This is a genomic window from Nocardia sp. 852002-51101_SCH5132738, assembly GCF_001665695.1.
GTDB classification, from domain to species: Bacteria; Actinomycetota; Actinomycetes; order Mycobacteriales; family Mycobacteriaceae; genus Nocardia; species Nocardia nova.
In genome coordinates, this window is the sequence record NZ_LZML01000032.1 from 19,556 (window position 1) to 32,691 (window position 13,136).

A 13,136-nucleotide genomic window follows, 5' to 3' on the forward strand; every position below is an offset into this window, starting at 1 on the left:
GTCGTGGCGGGCGGCGATCAGGGCGCCAGCACCCGCAGCGCCGCCGTCACCGCCTCCACCCGTTCGGTTTCGACGGCCAGCAGCACCTCGCGCAGCGCCTGAACGGCCGGCGCCGACAGGCCGCGCAGGAATTCGATATCGGGGCTGGTCAGTGCGGTCCGGATATTCTCGCCGCACAACGCGGCCACTGTGGCGGCGACGATCGCGACCGCCCGCTCGCCCGAGGCGGTCACGGCGACGAATCCGGTATCGGAATGTGCCACGCCGACCAGGAATTCGGCGACGCGCTCATCGGACAGGGTCAGGTCGAGCACCGGCGCCTGGGGATTCGCCGACGGCAGCCGGACCAGCCCGTCCACCAGATCGGACGGGCCCGTGGTGGGCACGCTCAGCGACAGCAGAACGGGTTCGGAGGCGGGCGTCGAATCGTGCGGCACATTTCCACCGTAGCGAGCGCAATGCTTGCGCAACGACGGGCCGTGACTTAGCTTAGGTTTACCTAATTATCCGCCGTATCCCGGGTTCGTCACTGGAGGTCTGTATGCGCCGCACGATCACGTCCGCCGCTCCATCCGCCGCGGAGCGGATCCGCAGCGCGTGCGCCCATGCCGAGAGTTCCGTCCTGGCCCTGCCCGGCACCGATCCGATTCCCACGACCGTGCATCATCTGCGCGCGTGCGGCGATGTGGTCGTCGCCGTCGCGCGCAATTCGGCGGCGGTCGCCGCCGCGGCGGCCGAGGTCGGTTCGCCGGGGGTGCTGGAGTTGACCGACCACGCACCCCTGGCGTTGCGCGAGCCCGTGCGGGCGCTCGTCTGGCTGCGCGGGCGGGTGCGCGCGGTACCCGGACATGCCCAGCGCGCCTTGGCATCTCAGGTCGCGAGCGAATATCCGCATCCGGGTCTGCTCGATGTCGGTCACACCAGCACGCTGCTGCGAGTGGTGCTGGAATCGGCAGTCGTCGCCGATTCCGCCGGCGCCGAATCGGTCTGCCCGCACGATCTGCGCAGCGCCGACGCCGACCCGTTCTGGGAGCTGGAAGCGGCCTGGCTGCACCATATGGACTCCGATCACGCGGATGTGATCGCCCGGCTGGCCCGCCACCTGCCGGTCCGGCTGCGCGGTGGTTCGGTGCGGCCGCTGGCCATCGACCGCTACGGCGTCACGCTCCGGGTCGAGGGACCCGACACCGATCACGATGTGCGACTGCCCTTCCACGCACCGGTGGACGATGTGCAGTCACTGAGCCGCGCGGTGCGGATCCTCGCCGGTTGCCCGTTCCTCGACCGCATGCACGGCTCCGATCGCTCCGCCTGAGAGCACGCCGGATACGCGGCACGCGGCCGAGCACCCCTAGATTGTTCCTATGGTTCCGGGTGATCGTTTCGCAGCTACCTGGCCCGATCCCGCTGCGGAGCGCGACCGGTTCGCCGTCCGGGTGGAGATCGCGATCGTCCTGGTCGTCACCTTCGGGACGAGCGGGGCCGGTGCGGCACTGTCGCTACTGGAAAGCGCGCTGGCGCCGGGCGGAATCGGCGGGCAGCAGGTCGCGCTGAATCCCTCGCGGGCCGCGCAGTCGACGATCGATCTGCTGTTTCAGTTGTTGAGCGTCGCACGACTGATCGGCTGGGGTGCGCTGGGACTGTATCTGTTGTGGCGCAGCGGAATCGGGCCGCGACTGATCGGGCTGGCGCGGCTCCGGTGGCGTGGTGACGTGGTCCCCGGCCTCGTCCTCGCCGCGGTGATCGGCCTGCCCGGACTGGGTCTGTATCTGGCCGCCCATGCGCTGGGGCTCAGCGTGACGATCGTGCCCAGTTCCCTGCACGACCACTGGTGGCGATTGCCGGTGCTGGTGCTCTCGGCCATCGCGAATGCCGTGGCCGAGGAGATCATCGTCGTCGGATATCTGATCAGCCGGCTGCGCGCGCTCGGGTGGTCGGAGAACCGATCACTGGCCGCGTCGGCGCTGCTGCGTGGCAGTTATCACCTGTATCAGGGGTTGGGCGGAGGCATCGGCAACCTGGTGATGGGGGTGATCTTCGGCCGGTACTGGCAGCGGACCGGACGGCTGTGGCCGCTGATCCTGGCACACGCGACGATCGATTCGGTCGCCTACATCGGCTACACCGCACTGCACGGCCACGTCTCCTGGTTGCCGTAAGACCGGGCCGACCTGCGGGAATCGGCCACGTTCACCCCCGCGGACGCATTGTGCCGACGAGCACAACGCCCCGGTCAGTACCATCTCGGTGGTGAACGGCGACGACCCCCAGCAGTATCCGCGGACCCGCCGGGTGCCGCCGCCGGCGGGCCCGGACGGTCGGCGCATGCCGCCGCCGGATCGGCACGGCCACGATCCGCGAGTTCCGCCCGGTTCCGGACGGCCGATGCCACCCGGCTCGGGCCGCCCGCCGAATTCGGGCCGTCCTCCCGGCTCGGGCCGGCCGCTGCCGCCCGGGCGCCCACCGATCGAACCGACCCAGGTCATCCACCGCGACGGCAACAATCCGCCGCTGGCCTGGTCACAGGTCCCGAGCAGTCCCGCCCGGCCGCGCGGTAACCCGCAGCCCTTCGAACACGGCGTCGCACCCGGCGGCGAACCGCCCACCCACGCTCCGACGCAGCGCCCGGTTCCGTACCGGGAACCACCGCCGCCGCCCCCGGCACGTCCCCGCCGCACCGAACGCCCGCCGCGCGAACCACGTGCGCCGCGCACCCGCCGGAAACGGCATTGGGGCAGGTGGTTGCTGATTCTGCTGCTCATCATCGTTCTGCTGCCGGTCGCGGGGGTGATCTATCTGGATCGCTCACTGCACCGCATCGACGCCCTGTCCGCCTATCCCGACCGGGTCGCGCAGACCGCCGGCACGAACTGGCTGCTCACCGGATCCGACACCCGCGTCGGTCTGACGCCGGAACAGGAGAAGGAGCTGTCGACCGGCGACAGCGCCGATGCCGGTGGTGAGCGCAGCGACACCATCATGCTCGTGCACATCCCGAAATCCGGTGCGCCCACCGTGGTGAGTCTGCCGCGCGATTCGTATGTGAGCATTCCGGGCGTCGGCAAGGACAAACTCAACGCGGCGTTCTCCGCGGGCGGTCCGAAATTGCTGGTGCAGACGGTCGAGAACGCGACCGGCCTGCGGATCGATCATTTCGCCGAGATCGGCTTCGGCGGTTTCGCGGGCATGGTCGATTCGCTCGGCGGGATCGATATGTGCCTGCCCGATGCGATCGACGATCCCAAGGCCGGCATCGACCTCCCGGCGGGATGCCAGCATCTGTCCGGCTCCCAGGCGCTCGGCTTCGTGCGTACCCGGGCCACGCCCCGGGCGGATCTGGACCGCATGAACAATCAGCGGCTGTTCCTTTCCGCGCTGCTGGACAAGGCGACCAGCGCCGGTACGCTCGCCAATCCGTTGAAGGTGTGGCCGCTGGCTCGCGATGTGGCGTCCTCACTGCAGGTCGACAAGGGAGATCACATCTGGGATCTCGGCCGGCTGGGCTGGGCGCTGCACGGTAAGACGATTGCCACCACGGTGCCGATCGGCGGTTTCACCGACGAGTCCGGCTCGGGCAATGTGCTGTTGTGGGACAAGGATCGGGCGAGCCGATTCTTCGACGCGCTGGCACACGACCAGGCGATCCCGGACGATCTGCTCACCCGGTAGCGTCGGGGACATGCCCGGTACCGGCCCCTTCCCCGAACTCCTGCGCGCGCAGATACGGCACGAATTCACCGCCTCGCAGCAATATCTCGCCGCCGCCGTCTATTTCGACGCGCAGCGACTGCCGCAGCTGGCACGTATTTGCTATGCAGGCGCGGAGGACAAACGCGCCCATGCTTTGCGGATGGTGCAGTATCTGCTCGACCGGGATGTCGCCGTCACGGTCACGGGTACCGACGAGGTGTGTTCGGAATTCGAATCACCCTCGGCCACCGTGGAATTCCTGCTGGCTCGCGAACGAGAGCTGACCGATCTCATCACCACACTGACCCGGACCGCCCGGGATGCGGGCGATTATCTCGGCGAACAGTTCATCCGCTGGTTTCTCGAAGACCAGCTCGAGGAGGTGGCGCGGCTCACCACACTGGTGGCGGTCTGCGAGCGCGCGGCCGGCAATCTGTTCGACATCGAGGAGTTCGTGGCGCGCGAGATTCCGGCCACACGCGCGCCTGATGCCTCCGCGCCGAAACCCGCGGGAAGCGCGCGGCGATGAAATGCGGGCGAGGCTCGAAATCGCAGGCAGTCGACGAATTCACCGAATGCGGCCCGTCGCAAGGGTGCGACTGCGATAACTAAGGCAACACTTGCCTCATTAAGGGTGTACTTGGATGACAGCCGAAGTTGACCAGCACTAATGTCGGGCCCATGTCCAGCCACCCCGATTCCTCGCACAGCAAATTTCACGCCCTGCTCCACGATCAGATCAGGCATGAATTCAATGCCGAGCACCAGTACATTGCGATCGCGGTGTGGTTCGACAACGCCGACCTGCCGGTTCTGGCGAAGCACTTCTATGCCCAGGCCATCGAGGAACGCAATCACGCGATGATGATCGTGCAGTATTTCCTCGATCGGGATATGAGCGTCGAACTCTCCGGAGTCGATGGCGCGCGCTCGCAATTCGAGAATGCGCGCGAGCCGATCCAATTGGCGCTGCAGCAGGAGAAGACCGTCACCGAGCAGATCATCCAGTTGGCCAGTACCGCCCGCGAAGAGGGCGATTACCTGGGCGAGCAGTTCATGCAGTGGTTCCTGAAGGAACAGGTCGAAGAGGTGGCGCGGATGACCACGCTGCTCACCGTCGCGGATCGGGCCGGGTCGAATCTGTTCGATCTCGAGTATTTCGTCTCCCGCGAGATGAGCGGTCCGAGCGATGCCTCGGGGGCGCCCTCGGCGGCCGGCGGAAACATCTGACGCGAGACGAAACGTGAAGAACGAACTCGGCCTGCCGTCCGGCGGGCCGAGTTCGTCGTCTGAAGCCGATGCGAAACGCTTGTCCCGCAGCGGGTTTCGCTAGCGCAGGGTGACCTGGCGCGAGCGCAGCCCGTCGCGCGAGCGCCGCTCGTCGGAACTCATCGGGGCTTCGGAGGCCAGCGCTTCGGCCAGACGAGCGCCGAATTCGTTTGCGGGGGTGACCCATTCACTCGGGTGGCGTTCGCGATCCAGATCGAAGACCGGCACCAGCAGGCCGTGCGTGCGGAACGAGCCCGCGAATCGGGAACCCTCGCCCAGGTGCAGTCCGCCCGCGGCGTGCACGCGCGCGAGGGCCAGCATCAGGTCATCCTCGTCCTCGGGCCGGACCCAGCGCAGATGCGCCTTCTCCCCCGCGTCGACCCACCACGCCGCGCCCACGGATTCGGCGCCGAGAGCGAGCCGATCCGACGGCATGATCGCCTGATCGGCCTGGTCGATCGTCGCGGCGACCTGCGGATCCGGCGTGACGCCCTCCGGGACCCACCACTGGAAGTTCTGGTGGACGGTCAGATCCAGAGGCGCCTTGGGGTCGATCACCTCGGTCAGCGGGGGCACCGTGTCCTGGGCGGCCTCACTGGCCGCGGTGAGCGATGCGCCGGGTTCGGCGGCCTGCGTCCACAGAATCGCGGCGGCCAGGTCGGCGGCCGGATTCTCCGACTGGAACTGCACCTGCGCCCCGACGAAACCGGTCGGCTCGTCACCGGCACGGACCAGGGCGGCGACGGCGCCGGGCAGCACGGTGGCCAGGGTCACCGGACGCTCGGCGGAGACGCCGGCGGCCAGTTTCAGGGTCGCGGTCGCCGACGGAACGAACTCGCGGAGTGCGACCAGGTCGCATTCGGCGGCCAGCCCGGCGAAGGGACGCGTGACGGCCGAGGCGGCCTGCTGTTGCGCCGCACGACGTTCGGCGAGGCGCTGAGCCCGATTACTGTCGGGCTTGGGAGTATTGCGCTTCTTCTTACCCACGAACGCAGAACCTACATGTTCCGCGGCCATCGGCGCGCAGGGGCGCACCGAATCCGCCGCGCAGGGGCGCCGAATCCGCCCCGCGGGACGCATCGAGTCGGCCGCCGGGGCCGGCCGGGTGGATCAGATACCGTCCAGCACGGTTTTGGTCCGGCCGGGATGGTTGGTCGCGACCCAGCTGACGCCCAGCTCCGCGCACAATTCGACGTCCTGGGGATCGTCGACGGTCCAGCAGTAGGTGGCGCGGCCGGCCGCCGCGGCCTTGTCGACGAGTTCGGGATGTTCGCGCAGGGTTTTCACCGACGGGCCGACCGCGGTGGCGCCGACCGTCGTGGCGGCGCTGCCGCCCAGATACCGCGAGGATTCACCGAGCAGCACGGTCGGCAGCAGCGGCGCGGCGCGGCGGATGCGCCATACCGCGGTGGCGGCGAACGACATCACGACCGCTCGGGAATGGTCGGCCGAGGCCGGTGTGGCGATGCCGAAGCGCTGCAATTCGGCCAGCACCTTGTTCTCCACCAGCGCGCCGTAGCGGACCGGATGCTTGGTCTCGATGAACAGTTTGGTCGGCCGGCTGCGCCAGTCCAGTACCAGCGTGATCAGCTCGGTCAGCGTCAGCACGGGTGCGGGGCTGCCGTCACCGCCGAAGTCGAGTTCGCGCAGCTCGTCGAGGGTCATCTCGCTGACCAGGCCGGTGCCGGACGAGGTACGGTCCACGGTCCGGTCGTGCACACAGACCAGGTGACCGTCACGGGTCAGCCGGACATCGCATTCGACACCGTCGGCGCCCTCCTCCAATGCCAGCTCGTAGGCGGCGAGGGTGTGTTCGGGACGGGTCCCCGACGCACCCCGGTGCGCGACCACGAACGGTGCGCGATTGCCCTGGCTCACTTGGCCATGACCTCCTCTTGTTCGACGCGCTCCGCTTCGGTGTGCTCGGCTTCGGTGTCCGGTGCTTCGACGTGGTCGCCGGCCGACCGGTTGTCGGCTTCCACCGCGGCGACCGGATGGACGGGCTCGATCACCGGCACCGCCGGACCGGTCGCGGGCAACCAGCGCTTGGGCATCCGGATCCGGCCGCGCAGATCACGACCCTCGCACATCCGCAGCACCCACAGCGACAGCACCGCCGCCGCGACCGCGACCAGATCGGTGTAGACCGTGAAGATCACACCGTCGGCTTGGCCCTGCAGCGTATCGGCCGTGCGCCAGAACAGCGACGCGATCACCATCACACCGTTGAGAACCCAGACACACCACCAGATCCGCACCGCGCGCAGCGTGCGCGGATCGCCACCCAGCTGACGGACCAGTTCGGTGAGGAAAACGCCGGGCCAGACCAGATTGACCACCGGAATGATCCCGCCGCACAGCAGCGCCCGCAGGGAGCGGGGATCGCGGCGGCCGTTGTCGGCATAGGCGCTGCGGCGCGCGCGGACCAGCCAGCCGATCAGGCCCACCGCGGTAACCAGCGCGCAGATCAGCGCGGCGACCGAGGTCGCGTAGACGGCGAGGTCGGAGAAGAACAGCAGCAGCGGCTGGATCAGCCGGGTGCGGTTGCGCAGCAGAATCAGATAGCGGCCGAATTCGGCGACCGCCGACAGTCCGAACAGGATGACGGTGGCGAGCAGCAGACCGGCCACCCGTTCGGTCAGCCAGTGCAGGACGGCCTGGACCCGGTTCTGCGGCGTGACGGCGACGTGCGGCGGCCGATCCCGCAGTCCCCAGCGCGGAATCTCGGTGTAGCGCGGGGTGGCGGGATCGACCGCGGGCGCCGGACGCGGACGTTCGCCCCGCGGGCCGCGCCCCGGCGGGCGGGCCACCCAGCGGTAGTTACGCCGTTCCGGCGGCGCGTCGACGGGTGCCGGCGACAGCAGCACACCGCGACAGCGCGGGCACCAGTGCATCGGGGTGCCGTGCACCGCCCAGCGGGCGCCGCACCGGGCGCAGGGTTGCACGACCGTACTCACCGGGCTGCTCCCCCTTCCATCCAGTCGACCTTCATCATCGGGTGTGCGGTTGCGCTCGTGGTGTTCGACGGCTCGTCAGTAGATTTTCGCCTCGTGATCGCCCGGGGTGCTCAGTAAGCGTCCGGCCTGCTGCCAGGCGACCATGCCACCGACGACCTGGTAGACCTCGAATCCCACGTACGCCAGATATTTGGCGACCTCGATCGAGCGCCCGCCCTGCCGGCAGACCACGTAGATCTCGGCGTCGTAGTCCAGTTCGTCCAGGCGTGCGGGCACGTCGACCATCGGGATGTGCAGCGCGGCCGGCGCGTGGCCGAGCTGCCATTCGTCGGCTTCGCGGACATCGAGCAGGATCGCGGACGGGGCGCCGGCACCGGATCCGGCACCCGCCGACGGTGCGGCGTCGAATTCGGCAGGCAGATCCTGGACCGGCACCGAGGGGATTTCGGAGCTCGTCACAATGGACGATCCTGCCATGTCCCCCGGATCGGCGGGGAGACCCGGCAGTCGATCGCCCGGGTGAACTCCAGGTTTGTTCCGGCCGTCGATACCGTGCCGCACACCCCGGGCAAACCGACCTGTGTATATCTCACCCCCAGTTATCCACATAATCCACAACCTCATCCACAGGTTGCGACTTGCGAGACCGGTCGGTTCGCATCATCCGATTCGGGAAAACGGAACGGGGGCCGCTCCGGGACTCCCCTCCTCGTCCCGGAGCGGCCCCCGCCGCCGCCTGCGGGCCTCTGCGCTGGTCAACGGCGTATGACCGGCCGCTACGAGAACCCGACACATACTTGGACGGGCCGTCTGACCGATCGGTTCCCTCTCTCCGGCAAAAAACCGACAACACTAGCGAGAAACCGAAATACCGAGCTCGACGGCGGGGAATCGGTAGCCTGACGCTATGGACGCGAGCAGGGCGTTACTCGACGGATTGGATACGGCCGGGCTCAACACCGCACTCGCCGAGGCGACCTGTCTCGGACTCGTGGTCGACGCCGCGGACGCACGACTTCGAATCGAACTGGAGGTGCTCACCCTCCCCGGTGACGGGCAGCCCGCCGACGGCCGGGTGTCGCTCACACTGTCCGGGGTCAGCCGGGTCGCGGCATCCCTGCGCCAGCAGCGCTGGGATGATCTGGAACCGCATATCTTCCCCCTCACCCTCGACACCCTCGGGGACGCCATCGCCGGATTCGGCGGCGGCGCCCTGCACGGCTGGGATTTCATCGACGTCGACGACAGCGGCTGGGCGCTGTGGCGCGAGCTGCTGAGCTTCGACACCACGATCAGCGATCGGACCCCTGCCCACGTCCTCGAGTTCTCCCAGCAGGAGGGCACCGATCCCCGCGAACTGGATGTGCGGGTCTGGTTCGAGGACGTCACCATCGAGACCGCCGACGGAAGTCTGGTCGGTCTCGACGAATTCGCGGCCGGCGCGCGGCGCTGGTGGGAGGCGCACGACTCGTGCGATCCGCGCACCATGCTGCCCGACGTCGCACCGCCGATGTAGGCCCGGATCGCGCCGCCGAAGTGGCGGAACCCGGTATCGGGATCCACGCGAAATGTGCGCCGACATGCGTTCAGCGTGAATAAATCTCCGAGCCGGGGCATATCTCGGGCATGCGCCCTCGATCCTGGCCGCACAGTCGATTTCGGGCCGTGGGAATCTAGGGTGGACCGGACCCGGTTGCATCGAGCGGGTGTACGAATGAAGGTTGGTGTGCTCGACAAGACCGGGTACACGCGCCGACATCATGAGGAAGGGACATCGTGGCTGAGTACACGCTGCCAGATCTGGATTACGACTACGGCGCCTTGGAGCCTCACATCTCCGGGCAGATCAACGAGATTCACCACTCGAAGCATCACGCCGCATACGTCGCCGGCGTCAACACCGCGCTCGAGAAGCTGGAAGCCGCGCGCGAGGCCGAGGACCACGGCGCGATCTTCCTGCACGAGAAGAACCTGGCCTTCCACCTCGGTGGTCACGTGAACCACTCGATCTGGTGGAAGAACCTGTCCCCCAACGGCGGCGACAAGCCGGTCGGGGACCTGGCCGCCGCGATCGACGACCAGTTCGGATCGTTCGACAAGTTCCGCGCGCAGTTCACCGCTGCCGCCAACGGCCTGCAGGGTTCGGGCTGGGCCGTGCTGGGTTACGACACCCTCGGCCAGAAGCTGCTGACCTTCCAGCTGTACGACCAGCAGGCCAACGTGCCGCTCGGCATCATTCCGCTGCTGCAGGTCGACATGTGGGAGCACGCCTTCTACCTGCAGTACAAGAACGTCAAGGCCGACTACGTGAAGGCGTTCTGGAACGTCGTCAACTGGGCCGACGTGCAGGAGCGCTTCGCCAAGGCCGTCGCCCAGGGCAAGGGCCTCATCTTCGGCTGAGCCGATCGGCCTCTCCGCGTACTCAGGCCATACCGTTCCGGTATGGCCTGAGTTGCGTTCGGGGCCGTGTTTCGACCGTGTTACCTGCGATTTAGCACTCTCTGGTACTTGTGTGCCAGACATTGTTCGAGTCATTCTCGGGTACTCCTATCGCACGATAGGCCGAGGACGGGCTCGCTCACCGCGGAGCCGCCCCCGTTGACAGTTCGGGAGGCATCCGATGCGTACGAACAATCCGGTCGGGGTCACGCCGTTCCAGGCCCGCGGCCTGCTGCGTGGCTTCGTGATCTCCGGGCGCTGGCCCGATACGACCAAGGAATGGGCGCAACTGCTGGCGCTCGCGGTGCGGGTGGCGAGCCTGCCCGGCCTGCTGACCACCACGACGGTCTTCGGGGCGCGCGAAGAACTGCCCGACGACCCGCATCCGGGTACCGTCGGACTGGTGGTGGCCGAGGGGCCGGTATTGGGCGAGGAAGCGATCGAGCCGGGGCGCTTCGCCGATCATGTGCCGCCCGCGCTGATGATGTTGCATCCGCCCTCCGAGACGAATCCGTCGCTACCCGAATGTGTCGGCGCCGCGTCGGGATGCGTTCTGCTGCCGGGCGTTCCGCATCTGGGGCTGGCGCACCGGGCGGCGTGGGTGGAGGCCGAACTCGACGGCACCGTCACCTCCATGGTCAGCCGCGTGGGCGTGGATCCGATCTCGGATCCCGATACCGCGGTGCTGGCCATGCTGCTCGCCGCCTGAGGTCCACGACGCCCCTTCCCACCCGCGACACGGCGGTCCGAACGAGGTGCCCAGCCCCGGCGAAACCCCTTCGACGGGTACCCGAAACTTTTCGGCCGCATCGCCAAACTTATTGCGCGCATTGCGATTTCGGCAACAGGGAGTTGGCAGCCGGGTAGGGGTAAGGGTAGGCTGAGATACAGCGAAGGGGAGTAGCCCGCAATCGCATGGTCGACATACTGATCCGCTGGACGGATCCGGCCATGCGAACCGGTTTTCCGGTGGACGAGACCTTCGGCCGACGACACACCGTTCATGCGGCGTGGTCGGCTGAGGGCGCCCGTCTTCGGCCGATACGCCGGAGACCTGGGAGCCGATAATGATCGCCGCGATACTACTGAGCTTCGGCGTGCTCTTCGTCGCCGAACTCGGCGACAAATCGCAGCTGATGGCCTTGACCTTCGCTCTGCGTTACCGCTGGTGGATCGTGCTGGGCGGTATCACCGTCGCGAGCGTGCTGGTGAATGTGATCGCCGTCGGCGTAGGACATTTCCTCGGAGCTGCCCTGCCCACCGAGTTGATTGCACTCTGCACCGGCATCATCCTGCTGGCGGTCGGTGTGTGGACGCTATGGGCGTCCCGGCACGAGGAACCCGATCCCGACGAACCCGTACCCACCGGCCCCACCTCCGCCGGCCGCGCCTTCCTCATCGTGATCTCGTCGTTCCTGCTCGCCGAACTCGGCGATCGGACCATGTTCGCCACCATCGCGCTGGCGTCCAATCACAACTGGGTGGCCGTCTGGGCGGGTTCGGTCGCGGGCATGGTCGCGGCCGGCGGTCTCGCCATCGCGATCGGCATCACGGTGGGCAAGCACATTCCGGAACGAGCGGTCGCGGTCGCTTCCGGCCTGCTGTTCCTCTACATCGGTGCCGCCACCCTGCTCGGCGCGGTGGCGCCGGACCTGGGCAAACTCGGCGAATACTCGCTCGCGGCCGTCGTGCCGCTGCTCGGCGGTGCGGTGTGGGGCCTGCTCGGGCGCCCGGATCGGCCCGAGGAGGAGCCGGCGGAACCGCATTCACTGCAGGGGCGCTGAGCGGCCGGCGGCCCGGCCCGGTTCGGCTATCGCCGACAGATCGCGGGCCAGACGGGCCGCGGCCTCCCGCAATTCCGGCGGCTCGACGACGTCGACCTCGAAACCCAGGCGCACGATGCGGACCGCGAGCCAGTCGAGGTCGTCGCCGGCCACCGTCAATACCGACCAGCCGTCGCGATCGTCTTCGACGCGGCCGACCTGGGGCGGAATCAGGTCGCGCACCCGGGCGGAGTCGGCGTGCACACGGATTCGGGCGAGGTGGCGGTACGGCGCCTCGGTCACCGATCGCTGGACGTAGCCGACCGGGTCCGGATGGTCGCGGGGACGGAAACGCCAGGTCGTGGCCTGCACCTCCCGCATGCGGTCGAGGCGGAAGGTGCGCCAGTCGTCGCGGTCCACATCGCGGGCCATGAGATACCAGCGCCGGCCGGTGGTGACCATGCGGACCGGTTCGACGGTGCGTTCACCGGCGGCCCCGGTGCGGCCGGCGTAGTGGAAGCGGACCCGGACGGCGTCCCGGCAGGCCCGGGCGAGCGTCATCAGCAACTCGGCGTCGATCTCGATTCCCGGACCGGCCATGGTCTCGGTCGCGTCGTGGACCGCGCGCACCTCGGCCCGCAATCGGGGCGGCATCACCTGATCGAGCTTCGTGAGCGCCCGCAGCGCCGCCTCACCCGCGCCCGCGACGGTTCCTCCGGTGGCCAGGCGCAGCGACACCGCGGTGGCGATGGCCTCCTCGTCGTCGAGCAGCAGCGGCGGCAGCCGCTTACCCGCGCCGAGTTGGTATCCCCCGCCGACACCGGCCGTGGCCTGGACGGGATAACCGATCGCGCGCAGACGCTCGACGTCGCGGCGCACCGAACGATCGGTGACGCCCAGCTCGGCGGCCAGTTCGGTGGCCGTCCACGACGGCCGCCGTTGCAGCAGGGCCAGCAGCCGCAGCACCCGTTCGGTAGTCGCCTCGACGGTCATGTGCTCATGGTGGCACAGATTGCGG

15 protein-coding genes are annotated in these 13,136 nt (G+C 68.3%); 9 read left to right on the plus strand and 6 right to left on the minus strand.

Annotation, left to right across the window (positions count from 1 at the left end; genetic code table 11):
• Positions 1 to 17 precede the first annotated feature (17 nt).
• A complete protein-coding gene (locus A5789_RS04715) occupies positions 18 to 437 on the minus strand; it encodes a hypothetical protein (protein ID WP_064902473.1) in 420 nt (139 codons plus the stop codon).
• Between the two features lie 104 nt (positions 438 to 541).
• Here A5789_RS04715 and A5789_RS04720 point away from each other — a divergent pair, with 104 nt between their 5' ends.
• The 5 genes from A5789_RS04720 (at position 542) to A5789_RS04740 (ending at position 4,920) form a co-directional block, all read left to right on the plus strand.
• Positions 542 to 1,315 (plus strand): DUF2470 domain-containing protein, encoded by a 774-nt coding sequence (locus tag A5789_RS04720; RefSeq protein ID WP_064902474.1) that lies wholly within the window; start codon positions 542 to 544, stop codon positions 1,313 to 1,315.
• 49 nt (positions 1,316 to 1,364) lie between these two features.
• The gene (locus tag A5789_RS04725; protein WP_064902475.1) at positions 1,365 to 2,159 is read left to right on the plus strand and encodes a CPBP family intramembrane glutamic endopeptidase; all 795 of its coding nucleotides are present in this window, start codon (positions 1,365 to 1,367) and stop codon (positions 2,157 to 2,159) included.
• A gap of 91 nt (positions 2,160 to 2,250) precedes the next feature.
• Entirely contained in the window at positions 2,251 to 3,669 is a 1,419-nt protein-coding gene (locus A5789_RS04730) for an LCP family protein (RefSeq protein ID WP_369817497.1), read from the plus strand.
• 10 nt (positions 3,670 to 3,679) lie between these two features.
• On the plus strand, positions 3,680 to 4,219 hold the full coding sequence (locus A5789_RS04735) for a ferritin (protein WP_064902477.1): 540 nt from the start codon (positions 3,680 to 3,682) through the stop codon (positions 4,217 to 4,219).
• 152 nt (positions 4,220 to 4,371) lie between these two features.
• Positions 4,372 to 4,920: a ferritin gene (locus tag A5789_RS04740; protein ID WP_030516756.1), complete on the plus strand. Its 549-nt coding sequence runs from the start codon at positions 4,372 to 4,374 to the stop codon at positions 4,918 to 4,920.
• A gap of 99 nt (positions 4,921 to 5,019) precedes the next feature.
• Here A5789_RS04740 and A5789_RS04745 read toward each other — a convergent pair whose 3' ends face one another.
• The 4 genes from A5789_RS04745 to A5789_RS04760 all read right to left on the minus strand — a co-directional run bounded on the left by A5789_RS04745 (position 5,020) and on the right by A5789_RS04760 (position 8,375).
• On the minus strand, positions 5,020 to 5,976 hold the full coding sequence (locus tag A5789_RS04745) for a DUF5926 family protein (protein ID WP_063016476.1): 957 nt from the start codon (positions 5,974 to 5,976) through the stop codon (positions 5,020 to 5,022).
• Between the two features lie 93 nt (positions 5,977 to 6,069).
• Positions 6,070 to 6,837 (minus strand): glycerophosphodiester phosphodiesterase, encoded by a 768-nt coding sequence (locus A5789_RS04750; RefSeq protein WP_063016478.1) that lies wholly within the window; start codon positions 6,835 to 6,837, stop codon positions 6,070 to 6,072.
• The gene (locus A5789_RS04755; RefSeq protein ID WP_227463016.1) at positions 6,834 to 7,916 is read right to left on the minus strand and encodes a DUF4328 domain-containing protein; all 1,083 of its coding nucleotides are present in this window, start codon (positions 7,914 to 7,916) and stop codon (positions 6,834 to 6,836) included. The genes A5789_RS04750 and A5789_RS04755 overlap by 4 nt, the downstream gene beginning before the upstream one ends.
• A gap of 75 nt (positions 7,917 to 7,991) precedes the next feature.
• A complete protein-coding gene (locus A5789_RS04760; RefSeq protein ID WP_227463017.1) occupies positions 7,992 to 8,375 on the minus strand; it encodes a rhodanese-like domain-containing protein in 384 nt (127 codons plus the stop codon).
• Between the two features lie 448 nt (positions 8,376 to 8,823).
• On the opposite strand from A5789_RS04760, the gene A5789_RS04765 reads away from it, so the two are divergent.
• The 4 genes from A5789_RS04765 to A5789_RS04780 all read left to right on the plus strand — a co-directional run bounded on the left by A5789_RS04765 (position 8,824) and on the right by A5789_RS04780 (position 12,139).
• Complete coding sequence (locus A5789_RS04765; RefSeq protein WP_063016479.1) at positions 8,824 to 9,432, plus strand: hypothetical protein; 609 nt, start codon at positions 8,824 to 8,826, stop codon at positions 9,430 to 9,432.
• A 260-nt stretch (positions 9,433 to 9,692) separates the two neighbouring features.
• Positions 9,693 to 10,316 (plus strand): superoxide dismutase, encoded by a 624-nt coding sequence (locus tag A5789_RS04770; protein WP_030516750.1) that lies wholly within the window; start codon positions 9,693 to 9,695, stop codon positions 10,314 to 10,316.
• Between the two features lie 220 nt (positions 10,317 to 10,536).
• Positions 10,537 to 11,064 (plus strand): hypothetical protein, encoded by a 528-nt coding sequence (locus A5789_RS04775; RefSeq protein ID WP_030516749.1) that lies wholly within the window; start codon positions 10,537 to 10,539, stop codon positions 11,062 to 11,064.
• 358 nt (positions 11,065 to 11,422) lie between these two features.
• On the plus strand, positions 11,423 to 12,139 hold the full coding sequence (locus A5789_RS04780) for a TMEM165/GDT1 family protein (protein WP_064902478.1): 717 nt from the start codon (positions 11,423 to 11,425) through the stop codon (positions 12,137 to 12,139).
• Here A5789_RS04780 and A5789_RS04785 read toward each other — a convergent pair.
• Complete coding sequence (locus tag A5789_RS04785; RefSeq protein WP_064902479.1) at positions 12,122 to 13,111, minus strand: YafY family protein; 990 nt, start codon at positions 13,109 to 13,111, stop codon at positions 12,122 to 12,124. The genes A5789_RS04780 and A5789_RS04785 overlap by 18 nt on opposite strands.
• Positions 13,112 to 13,136: the final 25 nt, after the last annotated feature.